Origin of the sequence: Paraburkholderia phymatum STM815 (assembly GCF_000020045.1) — a bacterium.
Classification (GTDB): domain Bacteria; phylum Pseudomonadota; class Gammaproteobacteria; order Burkholderiales; family Burkholderiaceae; genus Paraburkholderia; species Paraburkholderia phymatum.
In genome coordinates this window covers 1,782,993-1,808,058 of sequence record NC_010625.1, presented here as the reverse complement: position 1 = coordinate 1,808,058, position 25,066 = coordinate 1,782,993, and the positions used below count along the sequence as shown (strand labels likewise).

At 60.3% G+C, this 25,066-nt stretch carries 34 protein-coding genes; 5 read left to right on the top strand and 29 right to left on the bottom strand.

Annotated features, from left to right (window positions below):
• Positions 1–6: 6 nt before the first annotated feature.
• The 22 genes from BPHY_RS35500 to BPHY_RS44080 all read right to left on the bottom strand — a co-directional run bounded on the left by BPHY_RS35500 (position 7) and on the right by BPHY_RS44080 (position 16,599).
• Entirely contained in the window at positions 7–198 is a 192-nt protein-coding gene (locus BPHY_RS35500; RefSeq protein WP_012406312.1) for a hypothetical protein, read from the bottom strand.
• Positions 199–206: 8 nt separating this feature from the next.
• Positions 207–830: a DUF2460 domain-containing protein gene (locus BPHY_RS35495; protein ID WP_012406311.1), complete on the bottom strand. Its 624-nt coding sequence runs from the start codon at positions 828–830 to the stop codon at positions 207–209.
• A gap of 4 nt (positions 831–834) precedes the next feature.
• Entirely contained in the window at positions 835–3,576 is a 2,742-nt protein-coding gene (locus BPHY_RS35490; protein ID WP_012406310.1) for a phage tail length tape measure family protein, read from the bottom strand.
• Complete coding sequence (locus BPHY_RS35485) at positions 3,576–3,845, bottom strand: phage tail assembly protein T (RefSeq protein ID WP_425194993.1); 270 nt, start codon at positions 3,843–3,845, stop codon at positions 3,576–3,578. Before BPHY_RS35485 ends, BPHY_RS35490 begins: the two co-directional genes overlap by 1 nt.
• Positions 3,846–3,877: 32 nt before the next feature.
• A complete protein-coding gene (locus tag BPHY_RS35480; RefSeq protein ID WP_012406308.1) occupies positions 3,878–4,276 on the bottom strand; it encodes a hypothetical protein in 399 nt (132 codons plus the stop codon).
• Positions 4,277–4,286: 10 nt separating this feature from the next.
• Positions 4,287–4,922: a phage tail tube protein gene (locus BPHY_RS35475; RefSeq protein WP_012406307.1), complete on the bottom strand. Its 636-nt coding sequence runs from the start codon at positions 4,920–4,922 to the stop codon at positions 4,287–4,289.
• A gap of 60 nt (positions 4,923–4,982) precedes the next feature.
• Positions 4,983–5,333 (bottom strand): DUF3168 domain-containing protein, encoded by a 351-nt coding sequence (locus tag BPHY_RS35470; RefSeq protein ID WP_012406306.1) that lies wholly within the window; start codon positions 5,331–5,333, stop codon positions 4,983–4,985.
• Complete coding sequence (locus BPHY_RS35465; RefSeq protein WP_012406305.1) at positions 5,330–5,926, bottom strand: HK97-gp10 family putative phage morphogenesis protein; 597 nt, start codon at positions 5,924–5,926, stop codon at positions 5,330–5,332. Before BPHY_RS35465 ends, BPHY_RS35470 begins: the two co-directional genes overlap by 4 nt.
• Positions 5,919–6,272 (bottom strand): phage head closure protein, encoded by a 354-nt coding sequence (locus BPHY_RS35460; RefSeq protein WP_012406304.1) that lies wholly within the window; start codon positions 6,270–6,272, stop codon positions 5,919–5,921. Before BPHY_RS35460 ends, BPHY_RS35465 begins: the two co-directional genes overlap by 8 nt.
• Positions 6,269–7,126, bottom strand: a complete 858-nt coding sequence (locus BPHY_RS35455) for a head-tail connector protein (protein ID WP_012406303.1) — start codon at positions 7,124–7,126, stop codon at positions 6,269–6,271. Before BPHY_RS35455 ends, BPHY_RS35460 begins: the two co-directional genes overlap by 4 nt.
• Before the next feature lie 49 nt (positions 7,127–7,175).
• Complete coding sequence (locus tag BPHY_RS35450; RefSeq protein WP_041765911.1) at positions 7,176–7,628, bottom strand: hypothetical protein; 453 nt, start codon at positions 7,626–7,628, stop codon at positions 7,176–7,178.
• A 57-nt stretch (positions 7,629–7,685) separates the two neighbouring features.
• Positions 7,686–8,990: a phage major capsid protein gene (locus BPHY_RS35445; protein WP_012406301.1), complete on the bottom strand. Its 1,305-nt coding sequence runs from the start codon at positions 8,988–8,990 to the stop codon at positions 7,686–7,688.
• Between the two features lie 95 nt (positions 8,991–9,085).
• Entirely contained in the window at positions 9,086–10,021 is a 936-nt protein-coding gene (locus BPHY_RS35440) for a S49 family peptidase (protein WP_012406300.1), read from the bottom strand.
• Entirely contained in the window at positions 9,996–11,570 is a 1,575-nt protein-coding gene (locus tag BPHY_RS35435) for a phage portal protein (RefSeq protein WP_012406299.1), read from the bottom strand. Before BPHY_RS35435 ends, BPHY_RS35440 begins: the two co-directional genes overlap by 26 nt.
• A gap of 3 nt (positions 11,571–11,573) precedes the next feature.
• Positions 11,574–11,732: a hypothetical protein gene (locus BPHY_RS42240; RefSeq protein ID WP_012406298.1), complete on the bottom strand. Its 159-nt coding sequence runs from the start codon at positions 11,730–11,732 to the stop codon at positions 11,574–11,576.
• Positions 11,729–13,423, bottom strand: a complete 1,695-nt coding sequence (locus BPHY_RS35430; RefSeq protein WP_012406297.1) for a terminase large subunit — start codon at positions 13,421–13,423, stop codon at positions 11,729–11,731. Before BPHY_RS35430 ends, BPHY_RS42240 begins: the two co-directional genes overlap by 4 nt.
• 2 nt (positions 13,424–13,425) lie before the next feature.
• Positions 13,426–13,641: a CHC2 zinc finger domain-containing protein gene (locus BPHY_RS35425; protein WP_012406296.1), complete on the bottom strand. Its 216-nt coding sequence runs from the start codon at positions 13,639–13,641 to the stop codon at positions 13,426–13,428.
• Position 13,642: 1 nt separating this feature from the next.
• Positions 13,643–14,101 (bottom strand): phage terminase small subunit P27 family, encoded by a 459-nt coding sequence (locus BPHY_RS35420; RefSeq protein ID WP_012406295.1) that lies wholly within the window; start codon positions 14,099–14,101, stop codon positions 13,643–13,645.
• Positions 14,102–14,103: 2 nt separating this feature from the next.
• Positions 14,104–14,355: a hypothetical protein gene (locus tag BPHY_RS35415; protein ID WP_157686909.1), complete on the bottom strand. Its 252-nt coding sequence runs from the start codon at positions 14,353–14,355 to the stop codon at positions 14,104–14,106.
• A 65-nt stretch (positions 14,356–14,420) separates the two neighbouring features.
• On the bottom strand, positions 14,421–15,536 hold the full coding sequence (locus tag BPHY_RS35410; protein ID WP_012406293.1) for an ATP-binding cassette domain-containing protein: 1,116 nt from the start codon (positions 15,534–15,536) through the stop codon (positions 14,421–14,423).
• Between the two features lie 3 nt (positions 15,537–15,539).
• A complete protein-coding gene (locus tag BPHY_RS35405; RefSeq protein ID WP_012406292.1) occupies positions 15,540–16,091 on the bottom strand; it encodes a ParB/Srx family N-terminal domain-containing protein in 552 nt (183 codons plus the stop codon).
• A gap of 316 nt (positions 16,092–16,407) precedes the next feature.
• Positions 16,408–16,599 (bottom strand): HNH endonuclease signature motif containing protein, encoded by a 192-nt coding sequence (locus tag BPHY_RS44080; RefSeq protein WP_244257581.1) that lies wholly within the window; start codon positions 16,597–16,599, stop codon positions 16,408–16,410.
• A gap of 363 nt (positions 16,600–16,962) precedes the next feature.
• Here BPHY_RS44080 and BPHY_RS42235 point away from each other — a divergent pair, with 363 nt between their 5' ends.
• Complete coding sequence (locus BPHY_RS42235; RefSeq protein WP_157686908.1) at positions 16,963–17,112, top strand: hypothetical protein; 150 nt, start codon at positions 16,963–16,965, stop codon at positions 17,110–17,112.
• A 279-nt stretch (positions 17,113–17,391) separates the two neighbouring features.
• Here BPHY_RS42235 and BPHY_RS35395 read toward each other — a convergent pair whose 3' ends face one another.
• Positions 17,392–19,071, bottom strand: a complete 1,680-nt coding sequence (locus BPHY_RS35395; protein WP_012406290.1) for a DUF262 domain-containing protein — start codon at positions 19,069–19,071, stop codon at positions 17,392–17,394.
• A gap of 280 nt (positions 19,072–19,351) precedes the next feature.
• On the opposite strand from BPHY_RS35395, the gene BPHY_RS35390 reads away from it, so the two are divergent.
• Complete coding sequence (locus BPHY_RS35390; protein ID WP_157686907.1) at positions 19,352–20,113, top strand: hypothetical protein; 762 nt, start codon at positions 19,352–19,354, stop codon at positions 20,111–20,113.
• Between the two features lie 60 nt (positions 20,114–20,173).
• On the opposite strand, the gene BPHY_RS35385 is transcribed toward BPHY_RS35390, so the two are convergent.
• From BPHY_RS35385 to BPHY_RS35360, 6 genes are all read right to left on the bottom strand, one after another.
• A complete protein-coding gene (locus BPHY_RS35385; protein ID WP_012406288.1) occupies positions 20,174–20,776 on the bottom strand; it encodes a hypothetical protein in 603 nt (200 codons plus the stop codon).
• Positions 20,700–21,164, bottom strand: a complete 465-nt coding sequence (locus tag BPHY_RS44465) for an FDXHR family putative zinc-binding protein (protein ID WP_425194991.1) — start codon at positions 21,162–21,164, stop codon at positions 20,700–20,702. The genes BPHY_RS35385 and BPHY_RS44465 overlap by 77 nt, the downstream gene beginning before the upstream one ends.
• Complete coding sequence (locus tag BPHY_RS35375) at positions 21,133–21,675, bottom strand: RusA family crossover junction endodeoxyribonuclease (RefSeq protein ID WP_012406287.1); 543 nt, start codon at positions 21,673–21,675, stop codon at positions 21,133–21,135. The genes BPHY_RS44465 and BPHY_RS35375 overlap by 32 nt, the downstream gene beginning before the upstream one ends.
• Positions 21,672–22,169 carry a hypothetical protein gene (locus BPHY_RS35370; RefSeq protein ID WP_012406286.1) on the bottom strand — a complete coding sequence of 166 codons (498 nt, stop codon included), beginning with the start codon at positions 22,167–22,169 and terminating at the stop codon, positions 21,672–21,674. Before BPHY_RS35370 ends, BPHY_RS35375 begins: the two co-directional genes overlap by 4 nt.
• Entirely contained in the window at positions 22,166–23,068 is a 903-nt protein-coding gene (locus BPHY_RS38995) for a hypothetical protein (protein WP_012406285.1), read from the bottom strand. The genes BPHY_RS35370 and BPHY_RS38995 overlap by 4 nt, the downstream gene beginning before the upstream one ends.
• 82 nt (positions 23,069–23,150) lie before the next feature.
• Entirely contained in the window at positions 23,151–23,387 is a 237-nt protein-coding gene (locus tag BPHY_RS35360; RefSeq protein ID WP_157686906.1) for a hypothetical protein, read from the bottom strand.
• A 223-nt stretch (positions 23,388–23,610) separates the two neighbouring features.
• On the opposite strand from BPHY_RS35360, the gene BPHY_RS42815 reads away from it, so the two are divergent.
• From BPHY_RS42815 to BPHY_RS35350, 3 genes are all read left to right on the top strand, one after another.
• Complete coding sequence (locus BPHY_RS42815; RefSeq protein ID WP_167538903.1) at positions 23,611–23,775, top strand: hypothetical protein; 165 nt, start codon at positions 23,611–23,613, stop codon at positions 23,773–23,775.
• Positions 23,776–23,927: 152 nt separating this feature from the next.
• Positions 23,928–24,734 carry a RecB family exonuclease gene (locus tag BPHY_RS35355; protein ID WP_012406282.1) on the top strand — a complete coding sequence of 269 codons (807 nt, stop codon included), beginning with the start codon at positions 23,928–23,930 and terminating at the stop codon, positions 24,732–24,734.
• Positions 24,735–24,767: 33 nt separating this feature from the next.
• Entirely contained in the window at positions 24,768–25,046 is a 279-nt protein-coding gene (locus BPHY_RS35350) for a hypothetical protein (protein WP_012406281.1), read from the top strand.
• Positions 25,047–25,066 lie beyond the last annotated feature (20 nt).

Genomic DNA, 25,066 nt, shown 5'->3' with positions numbered 1-25,066 from the left:
GGGCGACTACCTCACGAGTGCGGACGGGTGTTCAAGCCACGGCAGCGCGATATAGAGCACCACGAGAACACAGATGATGATGAATACGACGCGCGCGGCCAGCGCGAACGGTGCAGGGATCGGCAGCACGGTAATCAGGTAATAGAGCAGACCGAGAATGAGCAGCGCGACGAGCAGCGTAATCAGAAACGGGATCATGACGCCTCCTAGAGCCGGATTTCGATGATGGGAATAGAGCCCCAATCCACGAACAGATCGCCGCCGCCAGCGCGATCCATGATCTGTTTTTTCATCTCATCGACATCGAAGCGCACCGGCACATCGAACTGGCCCGACCACGTGAGCACGTCCGTTACAAGCGGCGTCGGCGTGATCGTGACGAGTCCCGTCGTCGTGTCGAGCGTGAGCCCTGATGCGATGAGTACGGCGTTTTTGTAGATCGCGACAGTGCCGACGACAGGCTTCTGTATGAGCCGGTTCTCGAACAGCGCGCCGTTCGTGTACTGCTTGCATAGCTGGTACTGGCCGCTCGTGCCGGTCGCGGTGAGAATGCCTTGCGCCGTCGTGCAAGAAAAGTCGGTCCAGTCCTTGATGCGAAAGCCGTAAGCGCGTCCCTTGACGGTGCGAAAGAACGCATCGAGCGTCGCCGTATCGGCCGTATTCATCGCGCGCCGACCGACTTCAAAGCGGATACGCGCCTGCGTCCACGCGACCATGCGACCGTCACGACCTGAATAGACGGGCGTCACCACGGTGAGATACGTCGGGCCCACGGTCGCGCCGAACGCGATGTTGTCGGGGAATCGCGGCGATTCGAGAAAGGTCGGCATGTGCTCACCCGTTTCGCGCCATCGCGATTTGTGCCTGCGTCATGATTTCGCGCGCCTGCTGCTGACTGCTCGCGCGCGTCGTGCCGGGCGGCACTGCGATATTCAGATGGAAGGTATTGCGAGCGCCGCCGCCTGACTCCATGCTGCCGGTCCGCGTCACGCTGCCGGGCTGATCGCCCATCATCAGAAACGTGCGATTGGCGATGGTGAGCAGTTCGGGCCCGCGCTCATTGACCCGATACATGCCGCCCGCGACGACGGGCCCGCCGCTCGCGCGGCCTTCCATCGAGCCCCAATCGGGCGATGAAAGCGCATCGCTTGACACCGCGCCCTCAACGTCACCGCTGCCGCTCATCATGCCGATGGCCGCGCCGATGAGCTTCGCGAACAGACCGCCGCCGCTGCTGCCCTGACTTTGACCGATGCCGAAAAGCTGATTCGCAAGGTCTTGCGACACGAGCCGCGTAATCGCCTGCTCGATGCTGTTCGCCATGTCGAGAAAGATCGTTTTGAGATTGCGCGCGTTCTGCGTGGTCTTTTCGAGCGCGGTCGCGAAGTTGCTCGCAAAGGTGTCCGTCACCGACTTGCCGAGCACATCACTGGACGCCTTGATTTCATCCACGTGCAGCTTGAACGCGTCGGCGTTCGCGATGAGTCCCGACAGGCCGGAAGCGTTCGCAATGTCCTGCATCTGCGCGGCGATGCCCTCAAGCTGCTGCGATGCTTTCTCGCGCTGCTCGCCGAGTTGCAGCATGCCTTGCAGTTCGGTTTGCTGGTGCAGCGTCACATTAAGCGCGGTTTGCTGCTCGGCGGTCTTGAGGTTTTCCTCGATCACGCGCGCCTGTTCCTTGAGCGCGTTAATCTGCCCCTGCGCGACCGCCGCAGCGCGGGCACGTGATAGCAAGTCGAGCGTCCCGGCATCGTTGCCTTGCGTCGCCTGACGCGTCAGGCCCTTGTTTGCGCGGTCGAAGTCTTCACCCGCCGTCGAGCCCTGCGCGCCCGACAGCTTCGCGAGCGCTGACGTGAGCTTTTCGACCTCTTCGCGGTACTTCTCCGTTGCGCGCGCGCGCTCGTCGTCAGCGTTCGCGAGCATTTCATCGCTGCGCAATAGCGCGGCCTGCTCGGCGTCGCGCAGCGCGCCCGCGCGGTTCTCCGCTTCCTTGCGCTGGCGCGCATCCTTCGCGCGTGCTGCTGCGTTCTCAACAACCTGTATTTCCTGCTCATACAGCGACTTGATACGCGCCTGATACGCCTGAATGACGGTCACGCGCTCATCGTAGGTCTGCTGCGCGGATAGCTTGTCATCGCGCGCATATTTGGCGATGGTCTGCTCGCGGAAATTCAGCAGCCGTTCTTCCGCGTTGATCTGATCCTGTAGCGGACGCAAGTCGCCCACCATGTCAACCGAGAACGTGCTCGGCGCTTTAGCGCCGTGCTCGAATGACTTTTTGATGCGCGCCACTTCTGCATCAATTTCGGCTTGCGGTGCGCCTGCGCCCTCGCCTTGCTTGATGGCTGCGTCAATCTGCCGTTTCATTTCGGCAGCGCCTTCGCGATGCGCTTCGATGCGACGCCGCCAGCCTTCCTTATCCTCGACTACCTGCGCATCGTGCGCGCGCTTCTGCGATTCGAGCAGCGCGTTATCGTCCTCGCGCATTTTCTTTTTGACGGCTTCGGTCAGCGCGCCTTGCAGCGCTTCGCGTGGGTCGGGCCCATTGCGAACGCCGCCAAGAATGCCGGTCTTAGGCAACGATTCGAGCGATGAGCGAATTTCCTCTATCCGCTCATCGATCGATTCGGATTTGCCGAGAAACTTCCCAAGCGTATTGATGGTGTCGTCAATGTCTGCGCGGAAGAGCTTCCACGCGCCCGACAGGAAATTGATCTGCTCGCCTTGGCGCTGCTTCGCTGCGGTGAGCGCATCGGATACGACCACCATCGCGCGCTCTTTCTCGCCTGCGTCCTCAAGTGCCTTGACCTGATCGAACAGTGCGCCCGTCACAAAGTGGTATTGCTTGTCGGCCTCAAGCGCCCATTTAAGCGCGCCGTCCGACATCTTGGCGAAGTCCTTAACGACCTCTTCGACCTTCTGGCCGGTCAGGTGCTGCATCGTCGCGGCAGCATTCGAAACGGCTTCCAGCGACGCGGGCCCAAAACGGCCAGTGTCGAGCAATGCCTGCGTAATGTCGCGCGCAGCGCTGACGGTCATACCGCTGTTCTCGGCGACGCTCTTCGTCATCGCTTCGAATCGCGATTCGGTCATGCCTGCATAGTTGCCCGTCACCTGCACGGCACGACCGAACGCGGCCTGCTGCTCTGCGCCCTTGACAGCGGCATAAGCGAGCCCGCCGAGCGTCGCAGTGAGCGCGCCAACCGCGAGCCCGACGGGCGACATGATTTTGCCCATCCAGTCCATCTGCTCGCCGAGCACCATGAGCGAGCCGCCGAACCGCTTGTAATTGCCCTGCGACAGTTCGTGAGCGAGCACGAGCAGTTCGCGACGCGCTGCAACGGACGTATGCCCCACCTTTTCGATGCTCTTCGCCGCTTCCTCTGCACCCTCCATGCGCTGAATGGTGCGACCGGCACGGCCTACGTCCTCGACGTTGCGTGACGTGCGCTGTGCAGCGGTATCGATGCGGCGCATGGTGGCTTCGACGATCTGATTGAGCCGACCCATGTCCTCCTGGGTCTTTACCATGTTCGCCTGAAGCTCGAACACGAGCGAGCCGAGATTGCCAGCCATCACGCAGCCTCACGATTGAATACGCCGCGCAGAATGAGCGCGGACTGTTGCTCAGGGTCTTTATGCAGGACCGGCTTCGCGTCGTCGTCGCGGTTGACGTAGGGCATAAAGTCGCGCGGGCGATACGGCTCCTGAATGACGCGGGAACCGTGATTCGCGACCGCCGAAGCGATGATGCCCGCGCGCAAGTCCGCGCGTGCTTCGCCTATCGTCTCGATGCAATCGAACGCGATCCACTCCGTAAGCTCTGCCGAGTCGAGCGACGCCAGAAGCTCTCTAACCGTCCTGCCTAGCGCGAGCGCTAGACGGAAGAGGAAGAGCCTGCCGGGTCGCTCGCGGAGTTTTTTGCAGCGTCTGCAACGGCGTCGCGGTGCAGCCCGTTAAGACGTGCGGCAGCATCTGCAATGCGCTCGATTGCGCCCGCGCTCTTTGCGGCCAGTGCGTCAAGCTCGTCGGGCGTAAAGAGCAGCGCGCCTGCCTCATCGACGACGGTCCACAGCACGAGCTTCGCGCGCATGTTGAGCGTGTCCACTTCGAGCTTGCCCTCATCGTTGCGCCTGAGCAGGGCGGCATCGTATGCGTCACGCTGCGCGCCGGTCATCGCGCGAACGATGACCGAACCGCCCCATTCGGGCACATCGACGGTTTGGCTTTCCAGATCGTTCGCGCCGAGAATGTCGGCCTTGGAGAGAATCAGCATGCGCGCACCCTTATGCGAAAGTGACCGGGCCAGTGATGACGATGTTCACCGTCGCCGACAGCAGCTTGTCTACGCCACCATCCCACGGGAACGACTCGACATAGCCCGCAAAAGTGGCGGTGTGCCCGTTCGGCAGCGTGAGCTTGTAATTCACGATGGCCGCCGACACGCGATACGCCTGCAAGGCAAGCTGCCCGGCGTCGCTGTTGTCGATATCGACATCGAACGAGAACGAGCCCGGATCGATCAGCCCCGCGCGGTACTCTTTCGCAGTCGATGCGAGGTTGGTCGCGTCGAGCTTCGCGGGCTTGCCGTCGAAACCCTTGATGGTCTTGAAGTTGCCGACGTTCGTCCACGTGTTCGGCGTCGCAGTACCGCCCGACGTATAAGCGCTGCCGCCCGTCGTGTCGTAATCGATAGCAAAGGTGTTCGCGGTCTTGTTCCTGACGACGAACGTCTGACCGTTAAGTACCGTCGTGCCGCCGATAGCAGACAGCGCCACCACGTCACCATTCGAAAAGCCGTGCGCGGTCGCGGTGATGATGGTCGGATTGCCGAGCGCAATACCGCTGATGCTCTTGGCAGAACCGGCAGAGCCTGCGACCGCGAACGACGAGCCTTGTGCAGAAAAAGCAGTGCTGGTCATTTTGAGAACTCCAATAAAAAAAGCCCGCTTGGGCGGGCCGGTGACGGGCGGGTGATGCGCTTAGTCGTAATGCCAAACTGAGTATTCCTGCACGACGCGATACAGCCGCACGTCGGCCTCAAACAGATCGGTCTCGCGTAACAGCACGTTTTGAACCGTCCAGCCCTGCATCGTCTGCGCGACGAGCTTCGCGGTCTGCACGGCTTGCGCATACGTTTGGCCCCATATCGAAAGCTCGAAATGGGTGTTATTGATGCGCGGGTTTCCGTTGCCTTCGAGCACGTTATTAACCGGCGACGCCATGCGCGAATACACGATGTAGGGAAACGCGCCGTTCTGCACGGCCTGTTCAGGCGAGAGCCCGCCCGCTGCAACCGTTGCGAGCAGGGTCTGCAAATCCTCTTGGATCATTTTGCTTTCCAGTCGAGCCCGAGTTTTTTCGCTTCGATGGGAATGCGGTCTTCCATATAGCGAATCGTGACGTCCATCACCGCATCGCGTGAAAGCGTCCACGCGTCGCGCATGAAGTGACGCGGCGGAATCCAGACAGCCATACCCGTCAAGCGAGCCGCTTCGTTAAGGCGCTTTTTCGAATACACCGACTTTTGCAGTGCATTGCGCGGCGGGACGTAGTAGTGCCCGAACTCAACCCACGTCCAGTAATAGGCGTTCAGGTTGAGTATCTTTCCGCCCTTGACCTTGAGTTGCGCGCTTTTCTGGCCGCGCCGCACGCCGACGAAATACGTTTGCAGCAGATCGCCGGACGAGAGTTCAGGAATGAGCTTGTGATAGATCGAGTCCTTGAGTCGGCCAGGGACTGCGCTATTGCGGCTGCGCTTGTCTTCTTTCTCAAGCTCGGGCGCGAGGTTTTTCGCCGTCTCGTGCAGCAGTTCTGCACCCTTGCGCAACCCGGTGCGCATCACATTGCGCGCGACGTTCTGCGGGAACTGCTCAAGCGCTGCGGAGAACTGCTCAAAGCCCTTGATGCATTTCAGACTAGCCATAGGTCAGACCCTCTGTGCAGAGCAGTTCCACGACGCGGTTCGCTTCGTCGATGTTCAGTGCCGCATTCACATTGAAAAGGCGCGTGCCGTACACGATGCGATACGTCGCGACCGTTTTCGGGTCGCTCCAGATGTCGTCATAACGCACGGTGATGCGATGGCTGATGTCGGTCGATATCGACATAGCAGCTTCGCGCTCGGAGCCTGTGAGCGCTTCAATCGCTGCATATACCTGCTTCAATTCGATCCACCCGAGCACCTGCTGCCCGAATGAATCGCGCTGCGTCGTGCGCGTCTGTACGGAGATGCCGCGCGTCAGCGTGCCGCCACGCAATGCGGCGCTCATGGCATCGAAATCCGGTACGGGTCGAGCAGCCCATCGACAAAGGGCAGTTCTTCGACCTTGCCGCGATTCAGGATTGCGACCTCTTCGCGGTTCTCATACAGCGAGCCGACGCGCAGCAGAATCCAGTGCCGCAGCCCTTCGGGAACCGTGCCGATGAAGCTCGCGCCGCTGCCGCCATCCGTGAGCGTGATCGTGTTTCCGTCCATGTCGCTCACGCTGTACTCATTGCCGACTGCCTGTGCGATCAGATACGGTGTATTGGGTTGCAGCGGTGCGGGAAGCGCGCCCCCGCTGTTATAGAACGTCGTGGTGTCGCCCACCTTCCATGAGACGGGCCCAACAACGGTAAAGAACGCGGAGCCTGCCACCGCGTTTTTGATGGGCGAAGCATACCCCGCGTCATACGTCCACTGAACCGCGCCGATCTGCGGCAGTGGGATAGGCCAGATTTGCCGGAAGCGCGGCGACACGAGCGCGGGCTCCATCGCTGAATTGACCGTGTACGTCGCGGGGTCCATCGTCTGCAATGTGCTGCTCATGTCGAAATACGTCACGCTCTGCAGATCGACGAACGGCGCATGCGGCAGACGGATCGCATACGCGGGCAGGTTGATATCGTCGCAGAACGGCAGCGGCGTACCGACGCCCGACATCGGAAATCGATCGGTCACGAGTTGCCAGCGAGCATGCAGAAGCTGACGACGCGTTTTCGACTCGCACGCGATGCGCGCATTGCTGATGAGCATCGAAATAAGCGAGTCCTGCAATGAGTCGGTCACGCGCAGATGCTGCTTTGCTTCTGCGAGCGATACGGGCTCACCGGCAGGGGGGCGGATCAGGATTTCAGAGGACATAAAAAAACCCGCGCCTTTTGAGCGCGGGCTCTCTCAGTGCGTGCAGCGGTTAGCCGACGATCTGCGCGACGCTGGCCGCGTTGAAATCGGACGCGGCGGCAAACTTCGGCAGGAAACCCAGCAGCGATGCGCTCGTGCCCGTTGCAGCCGTGCCGACCGTCACCGAAAGCTGGATATAGCCAAAGCCGTTATTGACGTCCAGTTCCTGCGCATCGAGATTGATCGCAGCCTGTACGTTATTGCCGCCAGCGGCGAGCAACTGCGCGATGGCCTTGTTAGGCACGTCCTTAGCGCCCGTACCGCTGCTGTCCTGCGCCTGCTGGATCTTTGCATCGACGGTCGCAGAAGCGCCGAACGTGCCGACGTTAATCAGCGCGAGAAACTTATTGAACTGAGCGGCGGAAATCCAACCGCTCACGGCTGCGCCCGCAGCCTGCGACGACGGGTTAACACCGCCGAGCACTGCGACCTGTTCAGTCGCCTTGACGTTCATCGGGAACATGATTTTTTTCCTCAATAGGCGTAGGAGTTGACGCCGCATGCGCGGCGTCACCATGACTTAACGAGCCGCAAGCGTCACGAACGGCGAACGCTTGTTCGTGCTCTTGGGTGGCGTGATGGCGTTTTCGATCTTGGGCCCGCCGTCCACGCGGAACGTGGTGCGGAAAGCCGTTGCATCTGCATCGAAATACACGTGCATACTCGTCGCCGTCTGGATGCCGCCGCGCGACGTGATCGAGCGGTAGTAGGACAGATCGAGCAGCGAGATATCGGACTGCGACGAGAACGGCGACGCATGCTCACTGAGCACGATGGGCCGACCCTTCAACATGCCATAGGGCGAGCCGCCCGCAGCGCGGTCGCCGCCGCCGACCGGCATGTAAATCGGGTAATTGCCGAGCGTCAGATTGTCGAGCGCGGGCAGCACATCGGGATTGATGAGCCAGAACGAGCGCCCGAACGAGCCCACCGGCAGACGCGAAATCATGTTGCTGATGTTCGTCGGCGTGAGGGTGTTGGTTGCCTGGCCGCTATCCTTCGCGACCACGATCAGCGCGCCCGACTTCATGACGCCCCACGGCTGACCCGCGCCAGTGCCGAACAGAATCGACTCGTCGGTCTTCCAGCGGATCGAAGCGGCGGTCTTGCCCGGCAGATACGACGCAAGCGCGCTGGCATCGTCGAGCAGTTCGTCCGTCACAGGGACGAGCGCCATGAGCTTGTGCAGCCGGTTCGTGCTCACACCCAGCTTAGGCTTCGTGGCAGTCGCCACGCTCGCCTCTGCCTGCCAGTAAGCGCGAATACCGTCGGTGCCCCACGGCGTCGTTTCATCCTTCGGAAACACCATCGAATTACCGCTGATCGGCGTCGAGTCGGTCATCGGGAGCAGTGCCTGCTCTTCGAGCGACAGCGTGAAAATTTCGCTGGCGAACTGCGGCGGCACGAGGAAACCGCCATCCTGCCCGCCCGCTTCATTGCCGAACGTCGTCGGCGCTGCTGCGTTCGGGCCACCGCCGCCGAGCATCAGCCGGTCATCGATACGACCGCCACCGGCAGCAGCGCGAACGCGCTGTGCGAACTCGCCGAACGTCTGAAAGCCGCGACGCGGATCAGTGGCGCGGTTCTCGATGACTTCGATACGTGCATCCTCTGCGATCTGGATGCCGACGCTTTGCTCTTCCGCAGCCAGTGCGGTTTCGCGCTCGATGCTCGCATTGATGCTGCCGACTTCCGCTTGCAGCGCATCGAACTGCGTCTGCTCTTCGTCGGTCATGTCGCGCTCTGCGCACGCATCAGCGAGTGCGCGCATGGCCGCGACCTTTTCAGCCTTGCGCTGTTGCAGCGCACGGATTTTCTTGTTCATGATGCTCTCCGGGTTTTTAAAGGACGTGACGCGGCCTGTGATCGATGGATCCCATCACTGACTGTTCAATGGAACGGTTAGCGGCGAACGCTGCGTCAGGCGTTCAGAATGTCGATGGAGCGGTTGAGCGCTGCATTGCGCTGCGCTCGTGTACTGGTCTTGCCCTGGCCGATGGCCTTCGCCATGCGCCCGAGCACCTGATCGAACGTTGCAACGTCATCGACCATGTTCGCGGCCTTGGCTTCGCTCGCGCCGAGCACGCGACCCTCGCCCATGCCGCCGCGCACGGTCGCAACATCGGTGCCGCGATTGCGCGCAACGGCGCGCGTGAATGCGCCGTAATAGCTGTCCACGCGCGATTGCATGAAGGTGCGCGCCTCTTCGCTCAAGGGCCCGTATGGGTTGCCTTCTGTTTTGTACTTGCCCGCGCTGATGAGTGTCGCCTCAACACCCGCTTTTTCGAGTGCTGCGGCCCAGTTCTCATGCGCGGCAAAAACACCGATCGATCCGGCTTCGCCGCCCGGCGTCACGTAGAACTCGCCAGCGCTTGAGCCGATCCAGAATGCAGCGCTGGCCGCGAGACTGTTCGCACATGCCACGATGAGCTTTTGCCCGCGCGCCTTGTAAATCTCGTCGCCAAGCTCCTGCACGCCGTACACCGAGCCTCCCGGCGAATCGACGTCGATCAGCACGCCGCCAATCGAATCGTCAGCGACAGCAGCGCGCAAAGCCTGCGTAAAGCGCGCGATGCTCATCAGGCCGCTGCCGCTGATGTCTTCCACCATCGTCGTGCGCTGCACGCTGACGCCGTAGAAGGGCAGCACGGCAATCGAGCCGTTACCGGCGCGAGCCGCTTCGCCGCGCCGCGCGTCGCGCGCTTCCGCATCAGCACGCACCGACGCGAGCACATCAGCAGACGCGGGCACGTTCGCATCCCACCGCGCGAGCACGGCGGCGATTGCATTCAGGCGCTCGGGCAGGATCGCCCACGGCGTGGAAAGAAACTCAGATATGAGCAGTGAGCGGTTCATGGTGGCCCCTCAAGGCGAGACGTTGCAGCCGCATTCCCGCGATGTCTGCGAACTGTTTGTCGGTAATGTCGTCGCGGTTCTCGATGACGTATTCAAGCTGCGCGCGGCAGTAGTCGCGCGCGGCGTCGTCGCTGACGCCGAGCACCGCCGACACGAACCGTGCGTGCTTGTCGTAAAACTCGGATATCGATTCCTTGCGCATTACCGCTGCGTGTAGCGCTTCCCACTCTTTGCGTGCTACTCGATCAGCAGCCGCAGCGGCGAGCGCATACATGCGCGCCTGCGTCGGCCCATCGTCGTTTTCCTGCTCGGGCTGCGGATTCGCTGGCTTGCCCGGCTTCGGCGCGATCTGCGGCGCGTTTTGCTGCGTCTCCGCTTCGTCCTCTTCGACCATGTTCAGCGGGCGCATCGGCTCATCGAGCCCATCCAGCGGATTCATGTTCTCCATGAGCCGCGCCTCATTGCGCGTCATCCAGCCGTCGAGAATGCCATTGTGGTAATACATCGAGCGCGCTTGCGCATCGCCACGGAGTAGCGTCGTCGTCGGGAACTCACAATTGAGCCCTTCGCCGACTTCGATAAACGATGCGCGGATCGCTTCCTCCCAGCGCACGAGCCACGGCGTCAGCGTATGGATCACAAATTCGAGCGATTGCTGCTCGATGTTGCTGAAGGTCGCTTTTTCCAGATCGCCAATCATGTGCGGCGGAATGCGGAACAGGCGCGCGATTTCGGACACGCTGAATTTGCGCGTCTCAAGGTACTGCGCATCGCTGTTTTTCACTTCAATTGGGTGGTACTTCATGCCGCGTTCGAGCACTGCCGTTTTGCGGCGGTTGCGGCCCGATTGTTGCGTCTGCCACGACTCGCGGAAATTGCGCTTCTGTTGATCGTCCTTGAACTCGCCCGGATACTCGATCCAGCCGCCCGGTGTCGCGTCGTTCTCGAAATAGCGCAGCCCGTACTCCTGCGCACTCAGGCCGCTCGCGATGCTCTCGCGCGATGCCTGAATCGGATTCATACCCACGATGCCATCCGGCGACATGACCTTGATATGCCACATGCTGCCGCGAACGATGATGCGTTCCGTACCATCGGACAAGTGCTCGATGTAGCGCCAATTCGTTTTCGACAGCATTTCAATCGTGATCGTGTCGGGGTGAATCGGCACGAGGTCGGTCACGATGCCCGCCGTGTTGCTGATGATTTCGGCGAACGCATTACCGCGCAGCGCCAGATGCATCATCATCATTTCCCGAAATTCCATCGGGTTCTGAAACTCGTTCGGACGCACGGCGAGCAGTCGATACAGCCAGTGCGCTTTTTCGGGTTTCTTCGAGCCGTCCGCGCCTTCGCGATACAGCACGAAAGGCAGCATCGAGACAGCTTCGGCGAGCACCCGCACGCATGCATACACAGCGGTGAGCCGCATCGCGGCATCGCCCGTCACGTTATGCGGTTGCCCCTTGAACGGGACAGGCGAGAACCAGAAAGAGCCCCACGGCGAGCGGTCGCCGTCGTCAGCATCAGCGCGAAATTTGAGAAACATCGTCTAGCCTCTCGTCGTCATCCACGCGCCGAACATCGTCAGGCCGATCATGAGTGCGCCCGCAACGATCAGCGCGACGGCAACACCATGCAGCAGCCCGACGCCGACGACAGCGAGCACGACGCCGAGCGTCATGCACAGGTTGTAAATGATCGCGTTCATACGATGGTCAGTGAGTAGTCGTCGGGAAGCACTGGATAAAGCGGCTCTGCAACCATCAGACGGCCCACGCCCATCATGATTGCCACCGGGCCGTCTATCTTTTGCTCGGGTCGATCCTTGCGCGGATAGATGTTCTCTTTCGCGTCCTCTTTCGCGACGACGTTCGACACCATCCAGTTAAGACACGGATTGCCGTCGTGATGAAAGCGGCCGGCCTTCACTGCTGCCATGACCTCTTTCATTGCCGGGCTCATGTTCTGCACCGTCTGCCGGTACTCGACGACGGTCGCGCCATCCTTCGCAAGCTGGTGCGCGAGTTGCGTCGCGCGCCAAGGGTCATAGGCGACTTCCTGCACATCGAAGCGCGTCGCCATCGCGCGCACGTCCTCACGAATCACGTCGAAATCGATCTCCGCGCCTTCGAGCGGGATGAGATAGCCCTGTATGACCCACTTGCGATACAGCGCCTGATTCGTTTTGTTCTCTTCGATTGCATCGCTCGGCAGGTAGTACCGCCCGAACGCGTAGTAATGGTCCTGCCCGTTAAGCTCGCGCTTGAACACCTGCACGAACGCGCATATGTCGTTCTTGCTCGCAAGGTCGAGCACGAACACGCATTCAGTGCCCTCGAACTCGTCGAGCGTCAGCGATGGATCGGCGCAGAATTGCCACTGCTGCATGTTCATCCACGCATTGCGCGCAGAGCACCACACGTTCAGGTGCTTCGTTTTAAAACGGTTCTGCTCGATGGGATTCATCGTCGCGCGCCGCTGCTGCGCCATCAGAAAGTCAGCATCGACCGAAATATCAAAGTTCGGATTCGCTTTCTGCAAGCTCGTCGGGCTCGCCCAATCATCTTCCTCATCGATGCTAAAGATGATGGCGAACAGTTCGTCGTTCTCGATGAGCCCGTCCAGTACCTTTTTCGACTCGCTGTGCTTGTCGTAACACGGGCCCGCGAGGTTATAGCCCGCCGTCGTGATGATGCACGTCAAGGGCTGCTCACGTGCGCCCATACCCGTTTGCATCGTGTCGATCAGATCGGGCGTGTCGTGCTCGTGGAACTCATCGATGAGCGCACACGAAGGGCTCGAACCATCGCCCGGCTTCCCGATGATGGGCTCGAATCGCGAGCCGTCAGACGGTATGGCGATGCTCTTCGCCCACACTTCCGCACCTGCTGCTTTCAACAGACCGGGCGTGCGCTGCATCATCTGACGGGCGGGCCCGAACACTTCCCACGCCTGTTTCTCAGTCGTCGCGCCTGAGTAGATTTCCGCGCCGTATTCACCATCGGCGATTAGCATGTAAAGACCGATGCCTGCGCCTATCTGGCTCTTGCCGTTCTTACGCGGTATCTCCGCGTAAAGCTCGCGAAAGCGGCGCATGCCGTTTTTGCGTCGCTTCCAGCCGAAAACGCAAACGATGATGAAACACTGCCACGGCGAGAGCACGAGCCGTTCGCCCATGCGGGCCCATTTGCCTTTCGTGTGCGGCAGCTTCTCGATGAATGCGCATGCACGCTCACCGGCAGCAGCATCGAACACGAACGGATAAGACTTGCTCTTGCTCTTGTCGAGGTCGGCCAGGTGACGCGCGCATGCACCCCGAACGTACTTGCCTGCCGGAACCTTCCCGGCGATTACGTCGCGCGCGTACTTGTTCGCGGCGACTACGTGCGGGTTTGCCATCGTCAGGGCTGCGCGTCGCGTTCCTCGATGTAGCGCAGAAAGTCATCGACCGAACCGCCGCGACCGCAGCCGAAGCAATAAAAGCGCTGCGTGGCTTCGTTGACGCTGAAATGAGTCATGCCGCGCTCGTCGTGAAACGGGCAGCGGCCCCAATACGCGCGCAAGCCTTTTTGCAGCGAAACGAACTGACTCACCACGGCGATGATGTCGGACGCCATATCAGCGCCTTTTCTTCACAAAATCCGCGTACTCATCGGGCTCGTCACTCGGCGCTTTACTCACGCGCGTGCGGCTCGATGGTGTCATGCCGAACTCGACGAGCAGCTTCGTCATCTGCTCGTGTGCCTTGTTCGCAATCGCAAGGAATGGCGACTGCACAGGAAAGCCGTTCGGCGTTTTGACGACTGAACCATATTTCGTGACCTGATCCGTCGCATGCCGCCAGCGCGCGAACGCTTCACAGTACAGAGCGAGCGCTGTCGTATCGACCGAAGTCAGCACGCCCGCGTCCTGTAGCTGCGACGCGACGAGCGGCCAGTGCTCGGCGGCGGCAGGCGTCAGGTACGCGGGCATTTCGATGTCGCCTTTCGGCGTCGGCTCGTTCTCAGGCAGCGGACGCTTACCGGGATTGCCGCGCGCGAGCTTGAGCGCCGTCGGCGTCGGTTTGCGTCCGCGCATGATTACGCCTGCGGTGCGCTGCCGTCACCGCTTGCGAGCGGGGCGGCTGGCGTGTTGGCCGACACAGCAGCGGCCAGCGCGTCGGCGTTGCTCTTGAGTTGCGTCGTCAGTTCGACCAATGCAGGGTCATTCACACCCGCATTCGCGAGCGCGTCCTGCAATTGCTGCGCGATGCCCTGAATGAGCGTCACCGCCGATTGTTCGATGCTAATCGTTGCTGCCACTTCTGCCTTGAGGTCGTCGAGTGCCGACATGATTGCTCCTAGCTGGTTGAAAATCTGATCGAGCCGTGACGCCCGCATGATGACAAAGCCGCGCATCATCGTTTCGCCTTGGGAATAAAGCGGAATGAGTACGTCTTAACGTCGTGTCGATAGCCGCCTTTCCTATCGACCTTGCCGCCGACAATTGTGTTGGTGCGGCGTGATACATCGGTGAGCACCCATTGCGGGTACTTTTTCATGGCGAGATAGATGGGCGTGCTGCTGTACTTCGCACGCACATCGAAACCGCGCTGCGCCATGATTTCGCTCGTCTCATTGATGAGTATCAGCCCCATGCCGAGCCCCGCATAGTCGGGGTGGATCACGGTGCGATTGCTGTGCATCTTCATGACTTCGCCAGCGCGACGCGGCACATAGTTCGCGAAGCACTGAAAGCCGATCTGGTCATCACCGTGGAAGAGCCCGAACGTATTGATGATGCCGCCCGGTAGCTGCTCGCTCAGATAGTGATACTTGCTAAAGTAAGCCCACGTTGAGCGATCCACTTCCCTGATGTCAAACGTAAGTTGCTCGGCGCGTCGGAAGTCGCGACAAACTGACCTCCGATCTGTGTACTCCTGCCGGTTGCAGTCGATGACCCAATCCGGGTTAAGCCACTCCAGCACGTCGTAATGACACGAGCACAGCACGATACGTTTGCCGCTCTTGCGCGCGTGCTTCTGGATGCAATGCGACATGACCTTGGCGACCGTCCTATCGACGACGCTTGTCCATTCGTCGATGAGCACCGGCTCATCGTTCGCCGCGCTGCGCGCCATCTGCAATGCGCACTCGGCGCGGGCGCGCTGGCCGTTCGAAAGCGTGTATGCGGGACGAATCCAGCACGGTACGCTCGTAAGCCCCACGCCCGCCAGCATCGATGCGCACTCGTCGTATGCGTACTGCTCGGGAAACTGCTCGATGACCGGCTGGGTCGGATCGAGCAGCGTCGTAAAGCACGCGTCACCGTAGATATGCTGCGCAAGCGTCGTTTTCCCGCTGCCTGACGCGCCCACGATGAGCCCGACGTGATAGGCCGACTCGACATCAGCGGAGACGCACACGTGATGCGTGCTCTTTTTCTTAACGTCGATATCGAGTGAGTTCGCAGCCTTGCTGCTGCGGAACGTCGTGGCGACCGGCGATGACAGCGTGAACTCGTATTTGCGCATGGCTTAACTCATCAGCTTGCAAACGAAGTGCCGTTCCCGCATCTCGGCGAAGAGCTTGGACTGCTCGCGCTCGCTGCCGCAATCGACGAGCACCAAGAATCGCTCTTCATTCACGGCAGCAGACAGCGCGGGCTCGTCAGCAGTGCCGAGCAGCGTCGCAAGCTCGTTCGTGGTGAAGCCGAGCACGCCAAGCTCGAAACCCATGCCTGACAGGTCAGCGACTTCGAGCTCCAAAAGCTCGCTATCCCATCCGGCGCGCTCGGCCAGTTTGTTGTCAGCGAGCACATACGCGCGGCGCTGCGCTTCGCTCAGGTGCGCCAGATCGATCGTCGGCACTTCGCGCTGGCCGAGCTTGCGCGCAGCGAGCACGCGACCGTGGCCCGCGATGATGCCGCAATCGCCGTCGAGCAAAACCGGGTTGGTCCATCCGAACTCGCGCAAGCTCGCGGCCAGTTGCGCGATCTGCTCATCTGAGTGCGTGCGGGCGTTTCGCGCGTATGGCACCAAGTGCTCGATGTCGCGATAAACGATCTGTAGCTGGCTGGCAGCTTCCACGGTTGACCCCTCATGCTCAAAATCGCGTCGGAAAAAAAGAGCGCAGGCGCACGATCACGGGGCCCGGCCCGCTGGAGATCGGACCCCCCCTATCATCTGATGAATGGATTCGTCATACGACTCAGTGGAAACCCCCGTGCCATTCGTCAGACCGATCAGTGGAAACGCTGAGTAGACGAATGCCCTGCACGACGACGCGCGAGGCGCGCGCAGGCAGCTGCCGCCTGCGCTGCGCGAGCGTTCGCACGTGCTGCGAGCAGCGGGCCCGACCTGACGCGTCCTGACGCATGCCGCACGCAGCCGCGACGCGTCGGGCTCACGTGCTCGACGCGCGAACGTTGCCGAAGCCGCCGTCGTGCGTCGCTGTCTTGCGGTCGTGGCAGGGCTTGCTCATCGCCTGCCAGTTGCTCTGATCCCAGAACAGACGCTGGTCGCCTCGATGCGGCACGACGTGATCGACCACCGTCGCGGGCAGCACGCGACCGAGCGCGGCGCATTGATCGCACATGCAGAGCGGGTGCGCGCGCAGATACGCCTCGCGCGCCTTGCGCCAGCGTGACGAGTACCCGCGCTGCGCTGTCGTCGGCCTGGCCTCGTTCTCTCTGCGTCGTCGTGCTTTCAGGTGCTCAGGGCAGTATGGCTCTTTGCCTTGCACAAGCAATGCGCAGCCGGGATGCACGCAGGGTCTAAACGGTCTGTTCGGCATATGCGGAATCGATGCGCGGTCAACTATCCGGCGGTTATGTGGATGGGCGAGCGCACCTAGGTAGAAACCCGGCCCCGGTGAGCGGCAAACTCCTAGACTAGTCGTTAGCAGTTCTGATGAACTGCTAACGAAGCAGCAAATTAACTCACACAATGGGGTATCAAAATGGATAGCAAATTCTCGTGGATCATCATCGGTGCGACTGTCGTCTGTGTCGTCGCTTTCATCGTCGTTCCGCTTGCTAAGTCGGGCATCGACGCAGTGCAGTCGATCAATACGACGCTCACGCATGCAGCGTCGGCGGCTAAGAAGTGATCGAGGGCAAATAAATGGAAGAAATCACCGCTCACGTACTGGCCGCAGTCCAAGCATCATGCACACTCGGAAGACAACCCGATGGTTCGCTTCGATGTCTACATCGCTTGCGAACGGTTGCCTAGTCGTCGATTGCTTCAAAGCGCCCGAACCGTGCGTCGAGCTTTACGCCGATGTAGACGACTGGGAAAACGGAGTGCCAAGCGAAGACGAACGCTGACAAGCCATCGAAGACGAAAAAGGCCCGCGAAAGCGGGCCTTTTTTTGGCTGCAGGTCTATTAGCCTTTTATTGACCAGACCTTAACAGCAATCTCTGCCATCGCGGCTTGCCGCTTCTCTATGGCGTCCTTATCCCAATCATCTATCTCGCCGATTGCTTTTGTGAAGTGGAATGCAGACTTTGAAAGTTCCGGCTTCTTCTTCGCAAAGTCTTCGTTCCCGATAACGCTGTTCATCTTCGCGGAAATGATCGCCATATTTCCCAGCCGCCGCTGGTAGGCTTTCGCGTCGTCTGCCGACCAAGTCTTCAACCACTTGTCTGACGGGTTAATCGGCAAAACATGCTCTAAATTCACACGCACAGCGTCTGTGCTGGGAACCAACTCGCCGGATGCTCCCGGCACGCCGCTCTCAAGCATTCGAAGGTAATAACGAGCCAGTGACTGTTTCGACACGGATGCGACCGAGAAGGCGGCAGCAAATGCCGAATCGGTTGGCAGAGTGCTGAATCCCTTCAATACCTCTTCGATTGAGTTCAGCTTGCCATCCGCAACTGCCTTCGCTGCATCACTGTAGATGCGCTCCAATGTTCCGCCCCCGGCACCACCGACGATCTGGAACCGGACGGCTACGGCGACTAGCCGCCTGAAGGCGGCGGACACCTTCTTCGGCTCGAACTTATCCAATATCGCCAACAAAAGCGGGCGTACCTGGACCATCCCCAGCAGGTTCATCGCGTACACGGCCTCCCGCGTTGCCACATCGTACCCCGCCCAAAGATCGTGGTCAGTGTTAATCAGGCCAGCGTACGTCTTTGCCGTATTGCTCAGTTCCGTTGAGAATTGAAGCGCGAGTTTCTTGCTTGTCACCTTCCTCTTAATTATTCCAAACAGATCCTTCTCGCGCACCAGCCCGTATTTGGACATGGCGAAGTGACGAAGATATGTCACAACCAGTGGATCGTCGGACGCACTTTCGAGCGTGGCAACCATCGTCAACCATCGGTTCTTCGTCTCCTCGATCTTGTCCCCCGAGCGATGGAACAGATAGTTCTTCAAGAGGTCAGAAATTGCTAATTCGAGTCCACGATCATTGAGCGTTTCAAATATCACAAACGCATTACTGTCGTCCGGCGCGATAACGAGGATGACCTTCAGGTTGGTTTCCAAATAGTCGAGCCATTCGTGCAGAGTCTCTTCCGAATCGGCTGACTGAACGCAAAGATCGTCGATGTACTTGCGCATGCATTCGGCTGCTGCAAGCAGGCGCTTATGCGATTGACGCGGGTACCGCGATATGTCAATGGCCGACTTGTCCTCGATTAGCTCTTGGTAAAGCTCGTTGTCGACTTCGTTCAAAGCCAACTTCGGCTCTCGCTCTTTCGTCTTGCGGTCAACGTTAGCAAGAAAGTCGTTCCTGATTGAAGTTTCCGCTTCGTGGTCGGATTCTTCTCGAAATCGATCGCGGATGGCGGAAATTAGCAAGCTCACGGTCGTGAGCCGTTGTTGCCCGTCAACCACCTCATAGCGACGTTCGACTGGCCCGGTCACAACGATCGACCCAAGGAAATACTCCTTTTCTTTGGACCTGATAGCATCGTTCACGTCTGCGAGCAAAGCTTCAACGTGCTCCGCTTCCCAAGCATAGGAACGCTGATATGCGGGCACCCGAAACCGCCGTGTCTTCAGAACGTTGCTGATGCCATCGAGTTGAATGCTGATTTCTTGAACTTGTGACACTGATTTCTCACCATGTCATTTTTGGGCGTTCTTGTTCATGTGCTCGGCCCTGTCCGCAGCGTGTCGTTTATCTCGACGGACGCTGCCGTTGGCCGCGCAGGCTGTCACTGCGCTTTCGCTTTTCGCAATTTGCGCATGATGCCGTGATGGTAGGTGCGCTGGAACAAAGATGCAAGCGTCAGGCAGTCGGCGGCGAACAACCGCTACAATGCGACCGGCAGAGCGCCCATAAGGACCAGGAAGGGAACCTATCTAAATAATTATGCAGAGCCTTGACCGCGTGAATAACTCAACCGATGAATGGAGCAAAATCATCGGCGGCCTTACGGCGGCAACTTTTTGTCTGTCGGTGCTGTTCGATTGGGGATATCTCGAAGCGCTGGGTCTTTCATTCGGTGACGTCCCGACAACCGTCGCAGATCACGTTCGAGATGCGCTGCTTTGGGTGCCCGCGATCCTGACGGCAGCGCTGGTGTACACGACTAGCGAACTGATGTTGCGCCGCGTCGAACGGGGACTGTCTGAGGAGGAGCTTACAAAGCAAAAGCTTGTGTCATGGTTTCGCCGCTCACCTTATAAGTTCTATGTGGTGATCGCGATCGCTATCAACCTCTTTAACTATCTGGTCGGCGATGCCGTCGCGAAGGGTATGTCGATGGCAGGGCCTCTCATAATGTACGAGATCGTGCGCTGGTCATTTTCGCACAAGCGAGTGTCAGAGAGCATTCCCCGCCCACTTCGAACTGGCATCACGATCATGGTTCCCCTATGCACATTTATGTATTTTTGGGGATACACAAAGGGAATAGAGGCTCTGTATGCAAAGCCAAGTGTATCCCTCGTGTCGTCGGAATCGACTTCGCCCGCACAGGTCACGCTGTTGCGCCAGATGGACAAGGGCATCTTGGTAAAGGACGCCACAGGCAAAGCGGTTTTCTATAGATGGGATGTTGTCAAGTCGGTATCGAAACCTCTCACCACACCTACCGAGCGCAACCGCATGTGTCGATGGTTCAATGCCTTCTGCAACCTCTCTCCCTAACATGGGAAAAGAGCCTGGGCATACCGCTACGCTCTATGCACAGCAGCCTAGGCTCTGTCCCTACGCGATCGAGTGGCCGTGATGCTCAGCCGTGAAAAGCGGCGTGAGGTCGTCAAGAGCGCGATTCTCGATGAGGATCAATTGCTCTTCGAGCCGGTTCGCAATGCGTCGGTAGTACGTGTGATTGCGCCCGAACGTTTCAGCGAGGCCGCGCAGCGTGATCGGCGTCCGACGCCGGTCCGTGAAGTGTCGCGCGATGAGCAGATCGAGCACGCTTTCGCACACGTCTGCGAACTGCGCTTGCGCCCAATCGCTCGACAGCCAGCGGATAGCGTTCGCACGCTCACGCGAGAAAAAATAACGGCGGTCGCCGCCCGCGTCCGTGAAGTCGGTCAGCCCATAGCGCGCCTTGATGACCGCGCACGGCAAGTCGGTGAGTTCGCGCTCGACGTGCTTCCGGATGCTCGCGCACTCGGCGCGCACTTCCAGCGAGTTCAGCCCGCCGAAGTCGACCACGCGGGCCCGGCGCGGCTCCCATACGTCGCACTGCTCGATGTGCTGTCGCATGACGCGCGCAAGCAACGATTCAGGCGCAGCCGGATACGCCTGAATCAGATACGCGAAGTGCAGCGCACGCGGCACGCTCATAAAAATCTGGCTCATGATCCACCTCGTTTCGTGCTGCCTGTTTTTTGAGCAGAACTCGTTCTAGGAGCCGTTGGCGGTGGCGTCCTATAGTTGATACTCCCGCGACGCTCGGGCGGCTCCTAGCGTTCGGAGTGACAGCTTCCCGCGCGTTTTTTCGGCTCTCAGTCCGTCGCTGAATCTCCGCATCGTCCATTCGCGACTTGATCCAGAACCCGGCGTCGTTTTTCAACATGCCCGCCGCGCGCATTTCATCGGGCGACAGGCAACGACGCTGGGCGGGCGCGCTCTTTGTGCCGAATGGGCCGGTGCGGTGCTTGTCGAAGGCGCTCGACGAGTTGAAAAACTCGCGGCACGTCCGGCACTGGTTGCGATCACCCGTGAGCTTTTTCGGGATGCGTGGCATGGCGGATTCTCCGTGCGGGTTGCAGTTCGTAGGTGCTAAAGCCGTTGATGCTTGCGCACTCGATCACGACGCGCGGGCGGTCGCTGTAGCGCTTGCTTTTGACCACATCGCAGATTTGCGAATCGTCGTGATAGACCACGCCGTTTAGCGCATCCGTCACGGCCTTTTCGAAGTTGTCGAGATCCGGGCGCACGACGGGATACACGAGCCCGGCCAGCGCTGCCGCGCGCTTCGCCTTGCTGAACCGCTCAGGGACCGGCAGGAACACCACGAGCGACACATGCACCGCATCGCGGCACGGTCGCAGTGCGCCCATTGCCTGCATCGCGACCGTGCGCACGTCGTGCTCGTATCGCCGCGTTTTCTTCGGCGTGTACGTGCCATTGCGAGTGACGCGTGCACGTGCCTTGCCGACCGGCACGCCCTCGACGGTGAAGCTCACGCGATACGTCGCGGGCGCTGGCGTCAGCATGTCGTCGTCGATGTGCGAATCGATGAGATTGCGGCTCATGCGGCGTCTCCGTTGTCGGGTTTCTTCGCCATGTCGGGCAGGTACGCGCTTGCGTGCTGCGCGGTCTGCTGCGCGGTGCGCACGCCGGGCGGCGGCGACGGGTGCGCGAGCGCTGCACCGGTCTCGCGATTGCACAGGTCGAGCAGATGCATTTCCATGCGCATGAGCCAATGCACTGCGACGGGATGACCGGGACTGCACGGCGATTCGTCGGCCTTGCCGGGCAGCAGATCGGCCAGGCCGGCCGCAGTCAGTCGCCTGCGAATCTCGCGATACGCGCTCTGCCATTGCGGGGTGCCGAGAAAGCGCCGCGCGTCGCTGATGCTCGATGCGAGCGCTTCGTGCGAGCGAATGCAGCGCGTGACGTTCTGCCAGCGCCCAGACGCTGCACCGTGATGGCAGAAGCAGACCCACTCACCGCCGACGCCGAGCGAGCCGGGCAGCGGACAGCCGAACGCTGCGCACTTGCCATGCGTAAAGCCGTCATCGCTCATGGGTGGGCCCCGTTGCGGCGCTCGGCAGCGCTCACGCGCTCGCGCAGTGCATCGAACGATTCGCCGGGACGCGGCGCAATGCCGAGTTCCGATGCGCGGCGCGATATGCCCGACTCACTGCGCCGCCAGTCGTCGCGCGGCGTCGGCTTGGGCGGGTTGCGGCGCTTTTCGACGAACGTCCGCACGAACCCAGCATTGACCGGCGTCGGGTCATCGTCGGCCAGCCGACTGGCCACCGCGTCGTCGTATGCCGCGCGAAGCTCGTCACGAGACAAGCCGAGTGCGGCCAGATCGATCACGGTCGGGTTGCTCGGCGACACGCCGCGCGCCGCTTTTTTCCGCTCACGCTCCCAGCCGATGATTGCGACGCTCACGCCTGCGGCGTCCAGTGTTCCGGTGCGCTTATCGTCGCCGTCGGTTTTGGGTTTAGTTCCCTTTCCCGTTCCCGTTCCCGTTCCCGTTCCCGTTCCCAGGTGCGCGCGCGGATCGTCACGCGTGCCGCACGCGTCGTCATCGCGTGGAGGGCCTTGACTGGCGGGGCTCTCGGGTTCCGGTTCGATATCGGGCGACGGTAAAGAGGACGGTGGTTCTTTTACGTTCACGTGTTGATGACGCGTAAACGTCGGGATATACGCGAGTGCTTCACCCGTCGCGGACGTGTAGCGCACGAGATAGCCACGCGTGACTAACGCGTCCAGCACGCGTTCAAAATCCACCTCGTCATACGGCAGCACGTCCTTTTTCAGCGTGCGCGGTTTGTAGCGGAACCGGCCTTCGCGGTCGGCCACGGTGAACAGCCCGATATATGCGAGACGCAGCGGCAAGCCCGTCTCCTTCTCCGCGTCGTAAAGCTCTTCATGTGAGAACAGTTCCGGCTTTACGGTCCTGATGCGAGACATGATCGTTTCTCCCTGACACGGCGAGCGCATGCCCGCCGCGAATGACGACGTTAAAAGTTATTGCGGTGCGTCAGTCAGGGAATTACGGCTCCATTTCGGCGACGCGCGGTTTTTCTGCCTCTCGCATTCGCTGCGCGCGCAAATCGCGAATAAATGAATTGGCGCGAATCTCCGCGTATTTAGGAGAATCGGAATCAAGCAAATAAGTCCAGTCCAATTCGGGGCGCAGAGCGATAAAGAGCCGCACCCAATGCGACGGAATATGATTCTTCGTCGCCATCAGCGACAGCCGCGCGGGCTGCAAGTCCGTCAGCCGCATGATGTACGGGCGGCCTCCCATCAGTTCGAAAATCTCACGTACTTTCATGGTTATTCGCTCCCTTTCGCTTTAATTCGCGTTACTACTTTTTTTGCAAATCGCCCTTGTTTTTTACTCGGGTCATTAACTACTATCTGCAAACGGCAATCGTAAGCACATTTTTTTTTAAAGCAATAAGCTGTTTTACATGCGTACGAATCGTTTTATGCGGAGTGACATAAATATGCGGAACCTCCTTTCGCATCGCCCGTATCTGCGCTGCCTCAATGCGAAGCAGCGCCGCGCATGGTTCGAGCAGCACAAGCGGCTCAAGCCCAAAGTGCCTATCGGTACTGCCGTCATTCCGGCCCGCGTGCGCCGCTCTTATGCATATGTGCGGCTGACATGAGCGCCGCCGCGTTCCTGTATCTGATCTCAGCGTGCTCGCGCGGAGCCTTCTAGCGCCGTTCCTGCACGCCTGAGACGTATTCCCGAAGTCGTAAAGTCATCGCGGCGCATCGCGCGTCTGCGATGTGGGTCAACCCGCGCTTAGGAGTTCTGATGAGCAAGATCAAGGTGCGCGCATCGTCATGGGGCGGTCTGTTTGACTGCGCGATGCGCTGGGAAGGGCAGCATCTGCTCGGCATGAGCATGCCGGTCGGCATTCGCGCGGTTCTCGGCACGGCGCTGCACGCGAGCACCGCGACCTATGACCGCGCGTATATCGATCACGAGCCGATGCGCATCGACGACGCCGCCAGCGTGCTCGCCGCAAAGATTCACACGCCTGAATACGAGACGGATTACAGCCACGACGACCTGACGCCAAAGGAGGCGGAAAGCATCGGCCTTCGTCTGCATCACATGTACTGCGAGCAGATCACGCCGACGATGCATTACGTCGATGTCGAGACGACGCTTAAGCCCTTCGATATCGATTGCGGGGGCGGGCTCACGGTCACGCTCACCGGCACGATGGACCGGGCGCGCGTCTCGCAATTGCCGCACGATCCGCATCCCGTCATCCCCGATCTGAAAAGCGGGCGCGCAGTCATCAGCAAGGGCGAAGCGAAGACCAAGGGCCGCTCTGCGCAGCTTGGGACGTATCAATTGCTTTACGAGCACACGCGCGACGTGCAGACGGGCGGCGCACAGGTGATCGCACTCAGTGCGACGAGCAAGCCCGCCGTGGCCGTCTCGCCTGTGTTCGATGCGCGTCGCGTGATGGTCGGCACTAGGCACGAGCGCGGGCTCATCGAGCATGCCGCCGAAATGTTCCGCTCGGGCCTTTTCCCGCCGAACCCCTCATCGATCATGTGCAGCCGCAAGTATTGCCCGCGCTGGAGCACATGCCCGTTTCACGAGTAGTCCACCGCAGTACCAACCCACAGGGAGAACCGCATGTCCTATTCATTCACCGTCACCGCACCGACCGCAGCCGAAGCCGTCGAGAAAGCCGAAATGGAATTTGAATCGATCGTTGCGAGCCAACCCCACCACGCAGCCGACCGCGTGCAGGCAATGGCGAACATCTGCGCGGCAGTCGAGCTGCTCACCGATGACCCTGAGCAGCACGTGCGCATTTCCGCTAACGGCTCGTTGTCGTATCTGACCGACCCGTCACGCGTTACCGGCGCGTCGATCTGCGCGAACGCATGGCACGTCGCCGCGAACCTCTAAGCGACTGACGGCAGGCACGA